At 72.2% G+C, this 16,306-nt stretch carries 12 protein-coding genes; 9 read left to right on the top strand and 3 right to left on the bottom strand.

The features are described from left to right. Positions 1 to 64 precede the first annotated feature (64 nt). Both AB0N80_RS04690 and AB0N80_RS04685 read right to left on the bottom strand, forming a co-directional pair. Entirely contained in the window at positions 65 to 1,987 is a 1,923-nt protein-coding gene (locus tag AB0N80_RS04690; protein WP_363577842.1) for a M3 family metallopeptidase, read from the bottom strand. 82 nt (positions 1,988 to 2,069) lie between these two features. Then, positions 2,070 to 2,684, bottom strand: a complete 615-nt coding sequence (locus AB0N80_RS04685; RefSeq protein WP_315993683.1) for an NUDIX hydrolase family protein — start codon at positions 2,682 to 2,684, stop codon at positions 2,070 to 2,072. A 162-nt stretch (positions 2,685 to 2,846) separates the two neighbouring features. Between AB0N80_RS04685 and AB0N80_RS04680 the strand changes: the two genes are divergently transcribed. The 5 genes from AB0N80_RS04680 to AB0N80_RS04660 all read left to right on the top strand — a co-directional run bounded on the left by AB0N80_RS04680 (position 2,847) and on the right by AB0N80_RS04660 (position 11,833). Further along, on the top strand, positions 2,847 to 3,512 hold the full coding sequence (locus tag AB0N80_RS04680) for an alpha/beta fold hydrolase (protein WP_363577840.1): 666 nt from the start codon (positions 2,847 to 2,849) through the stop codon (positions 3,510 to 3,512). 278 nt (positions 3,513 to 3,790) lie between these two features. Beyond that, complete coding sequence (locus AB0N80_RS04675) at positions 3,791 to 5,386, top strand: ABC-F family ATP-binding cassette domain-containing protein (protein WP_363577837.1); 1,596 nt, start codon at positions 3,791 to 3,793, stop codon at positions 5,384 to 5,386. 180 nt (positions 5,387 to 5,566) lie between these two features. Beyond that, positions 5,567 to 10,258 carry an ATP-dependent helicase gene (locus AB0N80_RS04670; protein WP_363577835.1) on the top strand — a complete coding sequence of 1,564 codons (4,692 nt, stop codon included), beginning with the start codon at positions 5,567 to 5,569 and terminating at the stop codon, positions 10,256 to 10,258. Beyond that, positions 10,251 to 11,027 (top strand): DNA-formamidopyrimidine glycosylase family protein, encoded by a 777-nt coding sequence (locus AB0N80_RS04665; RefSeq protein ID WP_363577833.1) that lies wholly within the window; start codon positions 10,251 to 10,253, stop codon positions 11,025 to 11,027. The genes AB0N80_RS04670 and AB0N80_RS04665 overlap by 8 nt, the downstream gene beginning before the upstream one ends. 398 nt (positions 11,028 to 11,425) lie before the next feature. Continuing rightward, on the top strand, positions 11,426 to 11,833 hold the full coding sequence (locus AB0N80_RS04660) for a transferase (protein WP_076673580.1): 408 nt from the start codon (positions 11,426 to 11,428) through the stop codon (positions 11,831 to 11,833). Between the two features lie 111 nt (positions 11,834 to 11,944). Here the strand turns inward: AB0N80_RS04660 and AB0N80_RS04655 are convergent, their stop codons facing one another. After that, positions 11,945 to 12,334 carry a DUF1304 domain-containing protein gene (locus tag AB0N80_RS04655; protein WP_363577831.1) on the bottom strand — a complete coding sequence of 130 codons (390 nt, stop codon included), beginning with the start codon at positions 12,332 to 12,334 and terminating at the stop codon, positions 11,945 to 11,947. A 34-nt stretch (positions 12,335 to 12,368) separates the two neighbouring features. Between AB0N80_RS04655 and AB0N80_RS04650 the strand changes: the two genes are divergently transcribed. The 4 genes from AB0N80_RS04650 to AB0N80_RS04635 all read left to right on the top strand — a co-directional run bounded on the left by AB0N80_RS04650 (position 12,369) and on the right by AB0N80_RS04635 (position 16,288). Continuing rightward, positions 12,369 to 13,091 (top strand): LysR substrate-binding domain-containing protein, encoded by a 723-nt coding sequence (locus AB0N80_RS04650; protein ID WP_363577829.1) that lies wholly within the window; start codon positions 12,369 to 12,371, stop codon positions 13,089 to 13,091. Positions 13,092 to 13,299: 208 nt separating this feature from the next. Further along, entirely contained in the window at positions 13,300 to 14,028 is a 729-nt protein-coding gene (locus tag AB0N80_RS04645) for a GMP synthase (protein WP_363577827.1), read from the top strand. Positions 14,029 to 14,274: 246 nt separating this feature from the next. Beyond that, positions 14,275 to 15,090, top strand: a complete 816-nt coding sequence (locus tag AB0N80_RS04640) for a tryptophan-rich sensory protein (protein ID WP_363577825.1) — start codon at positions 14,275 to 14,277, stop codon at positions 15,088 to 15,090. A 157-nt stretch (positions 15,091 to 15,247) separates the two neighbouring features. Then, on the top strand, positions 15,248 to 16,288 hold the full coding sequence (locus tag AB0N80_RS04635; RefSeq protein WP_363387253.1) for a sodium:calcium antiporter: 1,041 nt from the start codon (positions 15,248 to 15,250) through the stop codon (positions 16,286 to 16,288). The last annotated feature ends 18 nt before the right edge of the window (positions 16,289 to 16,306 follow it).

Here is a 16,306-nt window from a genome sequence, read left to right as displayed (position 1 = left end):
GCGGGATCGACGCGAGAGCGAGGGCCGCGGCATCCGGATCGCCGATGCCGCGGCCCTCGTCGTCTCAGGCCCCCGCGAGCCAGTCGCGGTAGGCGTCGAACGTGCTCTCGCGTCCGAGGAAGGCCTCGACGAGCTCGCGCGCGTCGCGCGTGCCGCCGGGCTCGAGGATTTCGCGACGGTAACGCGTCGCCGTGTCGACGTCGAAGAGGTCGTCGCCGAACGCCGACAGCAGATCGCGCGCGATGACGAGGCTCCACTGGTAGGTGTAATAGCAGGCCCCGTAGCCCGTCAGGTGACCGAACCCGGCATACGAGTGCGAGCCGTCGAGCGGGGTCACCGGACTCGCGGCGCGGTAGTAGCCGTCGACCGCGGACTGCAGGTCGGCGGGCCGATCGACGTGCAGGCGGTACGAGGTCGTCGCGTGCCCGAGCTGCCTGGTCACCTCGAGACCGCGCCCGAAGGCGTCGGCCGTGCGCATGCGCGCGACGAGGTCGGCGGGGATGGACTCGCCCTGGTCGTTCACGGCGAAGGCGGCGAGCGCCTCGGCGTCCCACGCCCATTCCTCGAGCAGCTGGCTGGGCGCCTCGACGAAGTCCCACTCGGTGGCGACCCCCGTCCACCGTGCCCATTTCTGGTGGCCGCCGAGGATGTCGTGCACGAGATGACCGAATTCATGGAAGAAGGTCACGACCTCGTCGTGCTCGAGCAGTCCGCGCGAGAAGTTGCACAGCAGGACCGATTCCGGCAGCGCGCGTCCCGCGATGCCGGAGGCGAGTCCGAAGCATGCGGCGTGGTTGTACTTGCCCTCGCGGGGGTGGAGATCGAGGTGGATGCGACCGAGTCGCTCGCCCGCGCGGACGACGTCGTACGTGCGCACGTCGTCGTGCCACGAGGGAGCCTCGACGGGCACGTACTCCACGTCGAGCAGGCGCCCGGTGGTGGCGAGCACCCCGTCGAGCACGCGGTCGAAGCGGAAGTACGATCGCACCAGCTGCGCGTCGACGTCGTACTCCTCGCGCTTGAGCGCGCTGAGGACGTACCAGAAGTCCGCGATCGTGGCGGCGTCGGCGGCGGGGTCGTCGCGGCGCAGGCGGGCGAGGACGCGCTCGTACTCGGCGGTCGCCGCCGGGGCCGCCGCCTCCGCGACCCGTTCGAGGAACGCGGCGACCGCGGCGCTCGAGCCGATCATGCGCGTCTCGGTCTCGTAATCGGCCCAGTCGCCGTATCCGAGGATCCGGGCCCGCTCGGCACGGACGGCGAGCAGCTCGGCCAACACGGGCTCGTTGCCGGGCCACGCGAGGTCGTTGTACGCGCCCACCAGCGCGTGGCGCACCGACCGGTCGCGCGCATACTCGCGCACGGGCATGAGATCGGTGTACTCGGTGGTGAGCGTGACCATCCCCTCGTCGTCGGCGGGGTGCTCCGCGAGGAAGTCGTCGGGCAGGCCGTCGAGCGCCGACGCCGGGACCTTGATCTCGCGGCGGCCTTCGCGGATGTTGCGCGAGAACGTCAGCGACAGCTCGGTGTCGCGATCGGTCAGCTCCCGCACGCGCTCTCGGTCGGCATCCGCGAGGTCGACGCCCCCGCGACGGAAGTCGCGCCGCACGTGCTCGAGGAAGCGCTGCTCGTCGGCGTCGAGCCCGTCGGGGTCGGCCTCGGCGAAGACGCTCCACAGCCCGCGGTCGAGGAGGCGGCGCGACTGCACGGCATCCACGGCCTGCGCCTGCTTCTCGGCGGCGTCGCGGACCCCGGCATCGGGGTGCGACTCGCTGAGGAGGTGGGAGGGCGCCGCGGCCTCGGCGAGCGCGAGATCCGCCTCGTTCCAGAGCGCGAGACGCTCCCGCAGCGTCATTTCGGCCTCGGCGACGAGTCGCGCGTCGATCTCCGCGACCCGATCGAGAAGAGTGCGCGGGCGCTCATGGGCGAAGGCGCGCCAGCCGTCGAGGTCGCGGGGCAGGGTCAGGGGTTCCAGGGGAGAATCCGGCATCCTCCGACCCTAGGCAGAGCCTCCGACGCCGGGCAATGGGCGGTGGAGAACCTCCGGGCGACCCGCCGCTGGGGAGGAAAGGTCAGCGCAGGGCGCCCACCGAGGCCAGCGCGAGCCGGATGAGCGTGCCGCGACCGCCCTCCATCTCGTCGGAGAGCGCGTCGGATGCCGCTTCCTGCGGCGACAGCCACGTGACCTCGAGCGCGTCCTGGCGCGGTTCGCACGTGCCGGTGACGGGCACGACGTACGCGAGGGACACGGCGTGCTGCCGGTCATCGTGGAAGGCGCTCACGCCCGGGAGCGGGAAGTACTCCGCCACCGTGAACGGGGTGGGCTGCGGAGGCAGCAGGGGGAACGCCATCGGTCCGAGGTCGTTCTCGAGGTGGCGGAAGAGCGCGTCGCGCACCGTCTCGCCGTAGCGCACGCGGCCCGACACCAACGTGCGGGTCATCTCGCCGAGCGGCGTCGCCCGCAGCAGGATACCGACCTGCGTCACCGCGCCCATGCCGTCGGTGCGCACCGGGAGCGCCTCGACGTAGAGCATCGGCAGGCGTCGACGCGCCTCCGCGAGCTCGACCTCGCTCAGCCAGCCCGGATTGGGGTGGGGACCTCCCTGCGCGCCTGAGAACGAGGCGGAGAGCGGTTCGCGCTCGTCGCCGTTGTCGCCGGGTTCGGGGTCGGGGGTGCGCACGGGCATGCTCCCTGTATATCAACGTCTGCTCCGGATGCCGCGTTTCCGATGCCGGCGCGGTCGCCGGGCGATCGTCCGGGGCGGTCCGCGCGCGACGGCTCCCGGGTCCTCGCCCGCGCCACCCCTCGCGCATGCCGCCGTGTCGGAGGCCTTTGCCACAATGGCGGCATGAGTGCGCATCCCTCCCTCGACCCGTCCGTCGTGCGGTGGTCCGTCCCCCCGAGCAAGCGCGGCGACCGGCCGGTGCTCCTCCTGCTCCACGGCTACGGCTCCGACGAGCACGACCTGTTCGGTCTCGCGCCGTACCTGCCCGAACGGTTCGTGGTCGCGAGCGTGCGGGCGCCCCTCGCGCCGCCGTGGCCCATGCCGGGCGCGTCGTGGTACCCGATCGAGGGCCTCGACGGTCGCGACCCCGACGCCGTCACCCTGGCCGCGCGTGCGGTGCTCGCCTGGGTCCGGGATGCCGTGGGCGCGGCGCCCGTGGGCCTGCTCGGGTTCTCGCAGGGCGGCGCGGTGGCCCTGCAGACGCTGCGCGCCGATCCCGACGCCGTCTCCTTCGCGGTCGTCCTCGCGGGGTACGCCGCGGGCGGGGAGCTCCCGGGAGACGCCGTCCTCGCCGCGCGTCGACCCCCGGTGTTCTGGGGACGCGGAGCGGCGGACGACGTCATCCCCGCGGCCCTCGTCGACGCGACGGCGCAGTGGCTCCCCGTCCACAGCGAGCTCAGCGGCCGTGTCTACCCGGGTCTCACCCACTCGATCTCGCAGGACGAGCTCGACGACGTACGGGCGTTCCTCGACGCGCGACTCGCGCTCGCGTCGCCGAGCACCGGGTGAGCCGTGACGCCGGTGCGACCTCGCGCACCGGCGGCCATGCCCACGCTCACGGATGTCGTGGCGCCCTCCCTCGATGCGGCCGGGGGTTCCCCCACGACCGGTCTGCGGTTACGGTGGATATTCCTGTCCCCGAGAACGAGGTCTCCTCCGGTGAAGAACGTCGACGCTTCCGCGCCCCTGTCCGCGCGCTGACCCGTCGACCCGCCGTTTTCTCGGCCGCCCTCCGCTGACGCGGACGGGTCCGGTGTCCGCGCATCCCGCGTCCCCGGAGTCCCGTCATGTCAGCTCTCTCCCCTTCTCTCGTTCTCGACCGCGTCCGCCTCGTGTGGCCCGACGGAACCGTCGCCCTCGACGAGGTCTCCGGCGCCCTCGGCCGGGGGCGCACCGGTCTCGTCGGCCGAAACGGAGCCGGCAAGTCCACGCTCCTGCGCGTGGCCGCGGGGCACCTCACCCCCACGTCCGGCACGGTCTCGGCATCCGGTGACGTCGTCATGCTCCCGCAGCGTCCGGCGGCGGATCCGCACCGGCCCGTCTCGGCACTCCTCGGCGTCGAGACGGCGCTCACCGCCCTTCGCGCCATCGAGTCGGGCGACGTGGCACCGCACCACTTCGACGCGGTCGGCGACGACTGGGATGTCGAGGCCCGCGCCCACACCCTGCTCGCCGAGGCAGGTCTGGCATTCGATGCCCTGGACCGCACGGTCGGGGAGCTCTCGGGAGGGGAGACGATGCTCACCGCGCTCGTCGGGCTCCGCGCCCGCGCGGCCGACATCACGCTCCTCGACGAACCGACCAACGACCTCGACCGCGACGCCCGGGCGCGCGTGAGCGAGCTCGTCGAGAGCTGGCCCGGCACGCTGATCGTCGTCAGTCACGACGTCGGCCTGCTCGAGCGCATGGATGCCACGGCCGAGCTCTACGGCCGCACCCTGAGCGTCGTCGGCGGCCCCTACAGCGCGTGGCGTGCGCAGCGCGACGCGGAACAGGAGGCCGCCGTGCGCGCCGAGCGCGACGCGGCCCGGTCCCTGCGCCGCGAGCGTCGCCAGCGCATCGAGTCGTACGACAAGCTCGCCACCCGATCGCGCGTCGCGCACAAGGCGCAGGTCGAGAAGCGCGTCCCCAAGATCATCGCGGGAGGACGGGCGAACGCGGCGCAGGTGAGCGCCGGGCGGCTGAGCACGGAGATGACGGGCAAGGAGGATGCCGCGCGCGCGGCGCTGAGCGAAGCGTCGGCCCGGGTGCGCGATGACGACGTGGTGCGCATCGACCTGCCCGATCCGGGCAACGCGGCCGGGAGACGGATCCTGTCCCTCGGCGACGGCGAACGCGAGTGGATCGTCACGGGTCGCGAGCGCGTCGCCCTGGTGGGTCGCAACGGCATCGGCAAGACGACGCTGCTGGAGAGCCTCGTGGGCGAAGTAGACACCGCAGGGCCGATCCGCGCGCGAGCGAGCGTCGAGCACATCGGCTATCTGCCGCAGCGTCTCGACGGCCTGGACGACGCGGCATCCGTCCTCGACACCGTGTGCGCGGCGGCGCCGCGCGTTCCGGTGGCGCTCGTGCGCGATCGACTGGCACGGTTCCTCGTGCGCGGGGATGCCGTCGGTCGACCCGTGGGGTCGCTGTCCGGCGGCGAGCGCTTCCGCGTCGCGCTCGCGCGGCTGCTCCTCGCGGATCCCCCGCCGCAGCTGCTCGTGCTCGATGAGCCGACCAACAATCTCGACCTCGACACGGTCGATCAGCTCGTTGCGGCGCTCCAGGCCTACCGGGGCGCCGTCCTCGTGGTCAGCCACGACGACGCGTTCCTCGCGCGCCTCGGCCTCGACCTCCGGCTGCGGGTGGACGACGGGCGCCTGTCCGAGAACGCGCCATGAGGCGGGCGGCTGGGCGCCGAGGCCGCGCGCCTGTTCCGAGATCTCCCGCCCCCGCGCCCGATCCCGGACGGTCTCGCTCCTCGTCCGCTCTCACGGCTCGGTGTGACGAGATGCCGCTGTTCCGCGACCAGCGAACGTCAAGCCCGAGCCGATGTCGGAGGTCCGGGAGAGGATGTCGGCATGGCCGACGTGCTCGAGAAATTCGGTCCTGCGACGCAGGACTGGTTCCGGGGCGCCTTCTCCGCGCCCACCAACGCGCAGAAGGGCGCGTGGGAATCCGTGTCGTCCGGTCGCAATGCGCTCGTCGTCGCCCCGACCGGTTCGGGCAAGACCCTCTCGGCCTTCCTTTTCGCGATCGACCGGATCTTCCGTGAGAAGGCCCCCGAGGCTGCGGATGCCGCGCCCGCGCGCCGGGGCAGGAAGACCGCCGCCAAGACCCCGGCGACGAACACCCGCGTCCTGTACATCTCTCCCCTGAAGGCGCTGGGCGTCGACGTGGAGCGCAACCTCCGCTCTCCCCTGGTCGGCATCGGCCAGTCGGCACGACGGCTCGGCATCGACGTCCCGGCCGTGAGCGTGGGCGTGCGATCGGGCGACACCAGCTCGAGCGACCGCCGGAAGCTCGTCACCGATCCGCCCGACATCCTCATCACCACCCCCGAGTCGCTCTACCTGATGCTCACGAGCCAGGCGGCCGAGACCCTGCGCGGCGTGCACACGGTCATCATCGACGAGGTGCACGCGGTCGCCGCCACCAAGCGTGGTGCGCATCTCGCGGTGAGCCTCGAGCGTCTCGACGCCCTCCTCGATGCGCCCGCCCAGCGCATCGGTCTGTCGGCCACGGTGCGGCCGATCGACGAGGTGGCGCGGTTCCTCGGCGGAGCGCAGCCCGTCGACATCGTGGCGCCGAAGGCCACGAAGGCCTTCGACCTCTCGGTCGTCGTGCCCGTCGACGACATGCTGAACCCGCCTCCGCCGCCGGGATCCCCTGCGCCCGACGACGCCGGCGAGGGCGAGTGGTTCTCCGAGCGCCCCGAGAGCACCGAGATGGCGGGGTCGGTCTGGCCCCACGTCGAGGAGGCCATCGTCGATCGCATCCTGGAGCGGCGATCGACCATCGTGTTCGCGAACTCCCGTCGGCTCGCCGAGAGGCTGACCGGACGACTGAACGAGATCTACGCCGAGCGCCAGGGCATCGACGTGCCCGAGCCGACCGTGCCGGCGGTCCAGATGGCGCAGGCGGGTTCGTCCGCCGGGGTGTCCGCGATCCTCGCGAAGGCTCACCACGGTTCGGTCTCGAAGGAACAGCGGGCCCAGGTCGAAGACGAGCTCAAGTCGGGCGCATTGCGCTGCGTGGTGGCCACGAGCAGTCTCGAGCTCGGGATCGACATGGGCTCGGTCGACCTCGTCATCCAGGTCGAGTCGCCGCCGAGCGCGGCATCCGGGCTCCAGCGCGTCGGGCGCGCGGGCCACCAGGTCGGCGAGGTGAGCCGCGCCGCCCTCTTCCCGAAGCACCGCAGCGACGTGCTGCACACGGCCGTGGTCACGGAACGCATGCTGGGCGGGCGCATCGAGGCCATCTCCGTGCCCCAGAACCCGCTCGACATCCTCGCGCAGCAGACCGTCGCCGCCTCGGCCCTGGGATCGATCGACGTCGAGGAATGGTTCGACACGGTCAAGCGCAGCGCACCGTTCCGGTCCCTCCCCCGGTCGGCCTACGAGGCGACGCTCGACCTCCTCGCCGGCCGCTACCCCTCCGACGAGTTCGCCGAGCTGCGTCCCCGGTTGGTGTGGGACCGCGATGCCGGAACGCTGACGGGGCGCCCGGGCGCCCAGCGTGTCGCCGTGACCAGCGGTGGCACCATCCCCGACCGTGGCCTGTTCGGCGTCTTCGTCGCCGGAGAATCGCAGAACGCCCGCGTGGGCGAGCTCGACGAAGAGATGGTCTACGAGTCGCGGGTCAACGACGTGTTCACCCTCGGCACGACCAGTTGGCGCATCGTGGAGATCACCCACGACCGCGTGAACGTCGTCCCGGCGTTCGGACAACCCGGAAAGCTCCCGTTCTGGCACGGTGACGGCATCGGGCGCCCCGCCGAACTCGGCGAGGCGCTGGGGAAGTTCTCGCGAGACATCGCCGGAGTCGACCGCGCCAAGGCCGAGGAGCGGCTGCGCGAATCCGGACTCGACGACAACGCCATCACCAACCTCCTCGCCTACCTGGCCGAGCAGCGCGAGGCCACGGGGAGCCTTCCCACCGACAAGACGCTCACGGTCGAGCGCAGCCGCGACGAGGTCGGCGACTGGCGCATCATCCTCCATTCCCCGTACGGCATGCAGGTGCATTCGCCCTGGGCCCTGGCCGTCAACGCGCGTATCCGCGAACGGCTCGGCGTCGAGGGCGCCGCTGTGGCGAGCGACGACGGCATCATCGCGCGCGTTCCGGATGCCGCGGCCGAACCGCCCGGCGCCGACCTCTTCGTCTTCGAGCCCGACGAGCTCGAGCAGATCGTGACCGACGAGGTCGGCGGCTCGGCGCTGTTCGCCTCGCGGTTCCGCGAATGCGCCGCTCGTGCCCTGCTGCTCCCCCGACTCAACCCCAATCGCCGCTCCCCCCTCTGGCAGCAGCGGCAGCGCTCCGCTCAGCTGCTCGAGGTGGCGAAGCGGCATCCCAGCTTCCCGATCATCCTCGAGACGCTGCGCGAAGTCCTCCAAGACGTCTACGACCTGCCCGCCCTGTTGCGCCTCACCCGCCAGATCGGCGAGCGGAGGATCCGCCTCGTCGAGATCACGACCTCGCAGCCCTCGCCGTACGCCCGCGATCTGCTGTTCGGCTACGTGGGCGCCTTCATGTACGAGGGCGACTCCCCCCTGGCCGAGCGTCGAGCCGCCGCACTCTCGGTCGATCCGGCCCTGCTGAGCGAGCTGCTGGGCAAGGTCGAGATGCGCGAGCTGCTCGACCGCGAGGTGATCGCGCAGTTCGAGCGCGAAGCGCAACGCCTCGACCCCGACCGTCGCGCTCGGGGAGTGGAGGGGGTCGCCGACCTGCTGCGCATCCTGGGCCCCCTCGAGGCGGCCGAGGTGGCGGCCCGTCTCGACAGTGAGGGGGACGCCGTCGCCGAGGCGGAACAGCACCTCGCGACGCTCGTCGACGATCGTCGCGCCATCCGCGTGACGATCGCCGGTGTCGCGCGCGTGGCGGGCATCGAAGACGCCGGCCGTCTGCGCGACGCGCTGGGCGCGGCGCTGCCCGTCGGCATCCCGAACGCCTTCCTCGAACCGCTCGCCGATCCGCTCGGCGACCTCGTGGCCCGCTACGCCCGCACGCGCGCCCCGTTCACGACGGATGCCGTGGCCGAGCGCCTCGGAGTGGGGGTCGCGGTCGCTCGTCTCACTCTGCAGCGCCTCGAATCGCAGGGGCGCCTGTCGAGCGGGTTCTTCCTCCCGGACCCTTCGACGGGCTCAGGGACCGGCGGCGGGTCGCGCGGCGACGACACCGAGTGGTGCGACGTCGAGGTGCTGCGGCGGCTGCGCATGCGCTCCCTCGCCGCGATCCGGGGCAGCGTCGAGCCCGTGCCGCCCGCCGCCTATGCGCGGTTCCTGCCCGTGTGGCAGCACCTCGGTCGACCGCTCGAGGGCATCGACGGCGTCTTGGCCGTCGTCGAGCAGCTGGCGGGGGTTCCCATCCCCGCGAGCGCGTGGGAGTCGCTCGTGCTCCCCTCGCGCGTCGCCGACTACACCCCCGCCCTGCTCGACGAGCTGACCGCCACGGGAGAGGTCGTCTGGTCGGGCCACGGCACCCTGCCGGGCCGCGACGGGTGGATCGCCCTGCATCCGGCGGAGGCTGCGCCCTTCACCCTGCAAGATCCGGATGACGCCGACGACCCCGCCCCCGACTCGCTCGAGGCGCGGCTGCTCGCGGCGCTCACCGGGGGCGGAGCGTACTTCGCGGCGCAGCTGAAGCAGCTGGCAGGCGCCGAGAACGAGCAGTCCGTCAACGACGCCCTGTGGGCGCTCACCTGGGCGGGGCGCGTGACGAACGACACCTTCGCTCCCGTGCGCACCCTGCTCAGTGGCGGAGGGCAGTCGCACCGCGTCGCACGGCGGGCTCCGCGAGCCCGGATGTACCGCGGCGCGGCCATGCCCCGCGCGACCTCGGCTCCGCGTCCGCCCTCGCTCGGCGGACGCTGGTCGCTCCTGCCCGAGCGCGAACCGGATGCCGCGGCGCGCGCGACCGCGACCGCGAGCCTCCTTCTCGACCGATACGGCGTCGTCACCCGCGGCGCCGTCCAGTCGGAGGGGGTGCCGGGCGGGTTCGCACAGGTCTACCGCATCCTCGCCGGGTTCGAGGAGGCCGGGCACTGCCGACGCGGCTACGTCATCGAAAAGCTGGGCGCCGCGCAATTCGCGGCATCCGCGACCGTCGATCGCCTGCGCGAGTTCGCCGCGGTCGCCGATCCCCCACCGCTGCGGACCGTCACGCTCGCGGCGACCGACCCCGCCAACCCCTACGGCGCCGCGCTCGGCTGGCCCGCGATCGAAGGGGTCACGCACCGGCCCGGACGCAAGGCCGGAGGGCTGGTCGTGCTCGTCGACGGCGAGCTGACGCTGTACCTCGAGCGCGGGGGGCGCAGCGCCCTGGCCTTCACCGATGACGAGGCGTCGCTGCAGGCCGCTGCCCGCCATCTCGCGGAGACGGCACGGAAGAGGCGGCTCGACACGCTGACGGTGGAACAGGTGAACGGCGAGTTCGTCTACGGCACGGCCGTCGGGCGCGCCCTCCGCGAGGCGGGGTTCGTGGAGTCGCCGAAGGGCCTGACGCTGCGCAAGCTCACCGCGGGCGACACCCTGCGAGAGGCCGCCCGTGCCTGAGGGCGATACCGTCTACCGCGCCGCCGCGAAGCTCAACGCCGCTCTGGCGGGCAAGGTCGTCACGCGCTTCGACATCCGCGTGCCCGGCAGCGCCACCGCCGACCTGCGCGGCGAGACCGTTCACGAGGTCGCGGCCCGAGGCAAGCATCTGCTCCACCGCATCGGCGGGTACACCCTGCACTCGCACCTCAAGATGGAGGGCCGCTGGGACCTCTACCGTCCCGGCGAGCGATGGCGACGCCCCGCGTTCAAGGCCCGCGCGATCGTCGGGGTCGAGGGCGTGGATGCCGTCGGCTTCGACCTCGCCATGGTCGAGGTGCTGCGCACCGCCGACGAGCACACCGTGATCGGGCACCTGGGCCCCGACCTGCTCGCGGACGACTGGGACGAGGCGGAGGCGGTGCGACGGGTCGCGGTCGACGACAGGGCCGCCCATGTCGCCCTGCTCGATCAGCGCAACGTGGCGGGCTTCGGCAACGTCTACGCCAACGAGCTCCTCTTCGTGCGGGGAATCGCCCCCACGACCCCCGCGACGCAGATCGACGCCCGCGCCACGATCGCCCTCGGCGAGCGCATGATCCGAGCGAATCTGCCGCGCCCGGAGCGCACGTTCACCGGCGACAGCAGGCCCGGTCGCCGCTTCTGGGTCTACGGGCGAGAGGGCGCGCCCTGCCGGCGCTGCGGGACCCCGATCCGCACCACGACCCTGGGGGCGACGGACACCAGCGAGCGCAACGTGTTCTGGTGCCCCACCTGCCAACCCGGCTGACCGCGGCCCGCCCCGCACCACGGGAGTCCGCCTCACGTGCGGCGACGCACCGCGGGCCCGCCTCGCACCACGCGAGTCCGGATCTCCCGCCCGTGTCGCGCGCCCGTCTGCCCGCGGATCCGCCTCGCACCGGGCGGGTCCGCAGCATGCGCCCGCGCCACGGCATCCGCTCGAAAACCGACGCTCCCGCAGGCCGCTGTCAACCCGGCCGCAGCTGTCGGTTCGACATGCGAGAACAAGGGGACAACACAACGCCGGACGACGGCCCGCAGACGATCTCTCGATATCGAGGAAACCGATAGCGGGAGGGGCGACGAAGAACCATTCGAGGGAATGAAGAGCATTCCCCACCCGTTGTCAGACATGTCGGCATACCCGAAGGCCGACCGGAGGGGATCGTGGGAAAGAACTACATCGACATCGAGAACGACCACGGCGAGACGCTGCGTTATCGCAAGCACGTCAATGGTCGAGGACTCGTCGCGCACGGCGCGAAGGTCCACCCGTCGGCGCTCGTGGAGAACGGCGCTTACGTCGAACCCGGCGTTCAGATCGCGGCCGGTGTTCGAGTGGGTCGCGGCGCATGGATCGAATCCGACGCCGTCATCGGTCCGGAGGCCCGCATCGAACCGCACGCGCACATCTGTGCGGGAGCGGTCATCGGCGCCGGAGCGCACATCGGCGTCCGCACCCAGGTCGGCCACAACGCGCGGATCGCGGTGGGGTCGCTCATCGGCGACGACGAGATCATCAACGACGGCGAAGCCGTCGCGACCGATCGCCGGGGCCTGCGCCTCGCGGCCTGACCCCGCCGAGGGGGCGTTCATCGACCCGCACGACTCCACGGAGCGTGCGGGTCTTCGTTTTCCCCGGGCGGGATGCCGGCGCGCCGCCGGGGGCGTGTGGTGGCCGGCCGGTCAGGCGAGGATCGTCAGCACGAGTCCCAGGAGCGGGAGCGTCCCCTGGATGGCGGCGGGGCGAAGGTACTTCCGCCCCGAGGTGACGAGCACGAGCGCGGCCGCGAGCATCGAACCGAGCGAGAAGATCAGCAGCGTCCGCCCCGCGACGTCGCCCGTGCCGTTCACGATCCACAGCACCACGCCCACGGCGGCGCCGATCGCGAGGAACAGATTGTAGAACCCCTGGTTGTAGGCCATCGGCTTCGTGATCTCAGCGGCGCGCTGATCGGCGATGCCTAACACCTTCCACGTCTGGGGCCGCGTCCACCGCACGCTCTCGAGCACGAAGATGTAGACGTGCAGCAGGGCCGCGAGCCCCGCGAAGGCGAGTGCCAGGACGCCGGTCATCCCCCCACGTTAGCGGCGCGGCTAGCCTGGGACCATGGTGAACGGTTCGGGCTCCCGCGGTCGCGGCGGCGCATCGCGACGAGGGGGGCCCGCTCGTGCGGCGTCGAAGGGACGGCCGCGCCCCGCGCCGAAGACCCCGCGCCGCGCCGAGCCGACGCCTCCCCCCGAGCCGCGCGAATTCCGCCTCGGCGCCGTCCCGGGGGCGACGCCCGGCAAATGGATCGGCGTCTGGCGCGAGCGCCTTCCGCACGTCGCCCTCGAACTGCGCGAGATCGCCGTCGCGACGCAGCGCGACGCCCTCGGCGACGTCGACGCCGCCCTGGTGCGGCTTCCCCTCGCGGCATCCGACGACGTCCACGTCATCGAGCTGTACGAAGAACTCCCCGTGGTGGTGACGGCCACCGAGTCGCACCTCCTCGCAGCCGATGAGCTCACCCTCGCCGACCTGGCCGGCGAGATCGTGATCGTCCCCGCCGACGACGTGCTGCACACCGAGGTTCCGGATGCCGTGGCCCCGGCGTTCGCGCCCCCGGCCGACACCGCCGAGGCCATCGCGACGGTGGCCGCGGGCGTCGGCGTCGTGATCGTTCCGATGTCGCTCGCCCGTGCTCATCAGCGCCGCGACGTCGACTACCGCGTCCTCGCCGATGGCCCGCGCTCCACGGTCGCCCTGGCGTGGCTGCGCGAGAACACCACCGACGACGTCGAGACCTTCGTCGGGATCGTGCGCGGTCGCACCGCTCGTTCCTCCCGCTGAGGGACGCCGGGTGCACGGCGCACCGCATCCGTCCGTTCCCGTCGGCGTGCGGGAACCCCGATTCCTGCGCGTGAATGCGGGTGCCGCGCGATGCGAGACCCGAATGTCGTTCCCTCGCTCGGGAATGCGCGGGTCCGTTTCCCCGGGAATGATTTCGGCGCATGTCCAGACCTGCGTCGTGTCGGCGCGGCCCGCATAGAATCCCTGAGTGACCGCCCCCCTCCTGTACGTCTGCGCGCGCCCTCAGCGGGTCGCGGCGGTGGCGGAGTGGGCGTCGTTCCGCGACGGGCTGGGGGTGCGCGACGACGAGCTCGTGCACCATGACCTCGTGCGCGAGCCGCTCCCGGCCGACCTCGACCGGTTCGCCGCGGTCGTCGTGGGAGGCAGCCCGTTCAACGTCACCGACCCCGACAAGACCGACGTGCAGCGCCGCCTCGAGAGTGATCTCGAGCGATTGGCCGCCGCCGCGATCGAGGGCCGGACGAGCGCGCTGTTCACGTGCTTCGGGATCGGCGTCGTCACGCGCTTCCTCGGCGGCGAAGTGACCCTCGGCCATCCCGAGGGCACGGGCCCCGCCGACATCTCGCTCACCGACGCGGGCCGCGCCGACGAGCTGTTCGGCATCCTGGAACCGCGTTTCGAGGCCCTGACCGCGCACAAGGAGGGCACCGCGAGCGTGCCGCCGGGGGCGACGCTGCTGGCCGAGAACGCGGCCTGTCCGGTGCAGGCCTACCGGGCGGGGCGCGCGCTGTGGGCGACGCAGTTCCACCCCGAACCGACGACCGAGGCGTTCGTGGAGCGCATGGTCGTGTACCGGGATGCCGGGTACTTCGACGCCGACGCGTTCGACGAGGTGTCGGCGCACGTGCGCACCGCGTCGGTCGAGCAGCCCACCCGGCTTCTGCGCTCGTTCGCCGCTCGCGCCGTCGCCGCCTAGCCGGCGCCGTTCCGCCGCGCAGCGACGGGCCGCGCAGCGACGGGCCGCTCAGCGATGGGCCGCGCGACGGCGGAGCGCGCGACGGCGGGCCGACGCGGCGACACGCTGCGCGGCTCGGCCCGCACGCCGGCGCGCCATCGGCGGATGCCGCCGATGTGCAGGGACGACGGCCCGGCGACGTGACGTCGGGGTCGGGAAAGTCAAGCCCGAGGCACGGATTTACCTAGCTTTTCTAGTGTTCTTGGTATGAACGCAACAGCTCAGTGGCGGGGCGCAGACCTCGCGCGCCAGATCGTCGTCCTCTCCGCGGTGTCGTTCATGCTCATCGCGGCCGTCATCGGGGCGGGTGCCTTCGGCAATTCCGCCGTCGAAGACCAGCAGGGCGGCGCCCTCGACACCGACGGGTCGTACCTCGCGCCGGCGGGACCCGCCTTCTCGATCTGGTCGATCATCTACCTCGGTCTCATCGTCTACGCGATCTGGCAGGCTCTCCCCCGCCAGCGCACGAACCCGCGCCAGCGCGCCCTGGGCTGGCTCATCGCGCTCACCATGACGCTGAACGGACTCTGGCTGGTCGCCGCCCGCTTCGGAACGCTGTTCCTCACCGTCGTCGTGATCGTCCTGCTCCTCGCCGCTCTGGGCTGGACCTTCCGCGTCGCCGTCGCCACCCGCGAGCCGCGCGGCGGCGTGGTCGACTCCGTGCTCATCGACGGCGTCACGGGCGTGCACCTCGGGTGGGTGACCCTCGCGACCGTGGCCAACACCGCCGCGTGGCTCACCACCGTCGTCCCGCCGTCGTGGGAAGAGGGGGCGGATGCCATCGGCATCGCCGTGCTGATCGTCGTGGCGCTCATCGGACTCGCGATCGCCTGGCGCAGCTCGTGGCGCGTCGCTCCGGCGCTCGCCCTCGCCTGGGGCCTCAGCTGGCTGGCCGTGGAGCGCTTCGGCGGACAGCCCCAGAGCGCACCGATCGGGGTGACCGCGATCATCGTGGCCGTCGTCGTGCTGGTGCCCCCCGCGATCGTGAGCACACTGCGCCTGATCCGCCCGAACGTCGACTGACCGGGCACGAGCGCGCGAGGGCGTGCGGGGCGCCCGATCCGCTGCCGCGTCGACGGCCTGGGCGAACGGGGCCCCGACGGAGCCACGACACCTAACCCCTCGGCATCCGCCGCGCAAGAGCATCGGATGCCACGGCGACCGGTGGTCTGATCGGTGCGTGGACTCGTTGCCCTTCGCCCTTCTCGTCGTCATCTTCGTCGCCGCCGCCGCGGTGGTGTGGGTCGCCGGCATCCAGCTCTCGAAGGCGACCGACGTTCTGGACGCGCGGCTGCATCTGGGCAGCGCCCTGGGCGGGCTCATCGTGCTCGCGGTGGCGACCAACCTGCCCGAGATCGCCATCACCGTGTCGGCCGCGATGTCGGGCAACCTCGAGGTCGCCGTCGGCAACATCCTCGGCGGGATCGCCCTGCAGACCGTCGTGCTCGTCATCCTCGACGCCTTCGGCAAACGCGGTCGCGGCGTCAAGCCGCTCACCTACCGTGCAGCCTCGCTCACCCTGGTGTTGGAAGGGCTGGTCGTGGTGGCGGTCCTGGCGGTCGTCATCGCCGGCAGCCAGTTGCCCGACAGCCTGGAGGTGCTGCGACTGACGCCCGACGTGGTCCTCATCGCCGCGCTGTGGATCATCGGGCTGGTGCTCGTGCAGCGGGCCGGAAAGCACCTGCCCTGGCACGAGGACGGCCGCGCCCCCGACGCGAGCCCGAAGCCCGCGCCCGCGAAGAAGAAGATGAGCACCAAGAAGGCCGCGACGGTCTTCTCGGTCTCCGCGCTCGCCACGCTCGTCGCCGGTGTCGTCCTGGAACGCGCCGGTGACGCGGCCTCCTCCCAGATCGGTCTGTCGGGCGTACTGTTCGGTGCGACGGTGCTGGCCCTGGCGACATCCCTGCCCGAGATCTCGACCGGCCTGCAGGCCATCCGTCAGGGCGACGACAACCTCGCCATCAGCGACATCTTCGGCGGCAACGCCTTCCTGCCCGTGCTGTTCCTGCTGGCCACGGTGATCTCGGGATCGGCGGTGCTCCCGCGCGCGAACGGCGCCGACATCTACCTGACCGCGCTCGCGGCTCTCCTGACGCTCGTGTACGTCGTCGGCCTGATCTTCCGTCCGCAGCGACGGATCATCGGAATGGGCGTCGACTCGTTCGTCGTGCTCGTGCTCTACGCCGTGGGCGTCGGCGGGCTGTTCGCGATCTCCGCCTGAGCCGCAGCCATCACGATC

Source organism: Microbacterium sp. NPDC089188, from assembly GCF_040685155.1.
GTDB lineage: Bacteria > Actinomycetota > Actinomycetes > Actinomycetales > Microbacteriaceae > Microbacterium > Microbacterium galbum.
The sequence above is the reverse complement of the archived record's forward strand: the minus strand, read 5'-3'. Positions and strand labels throughout refer to the sequence as shown.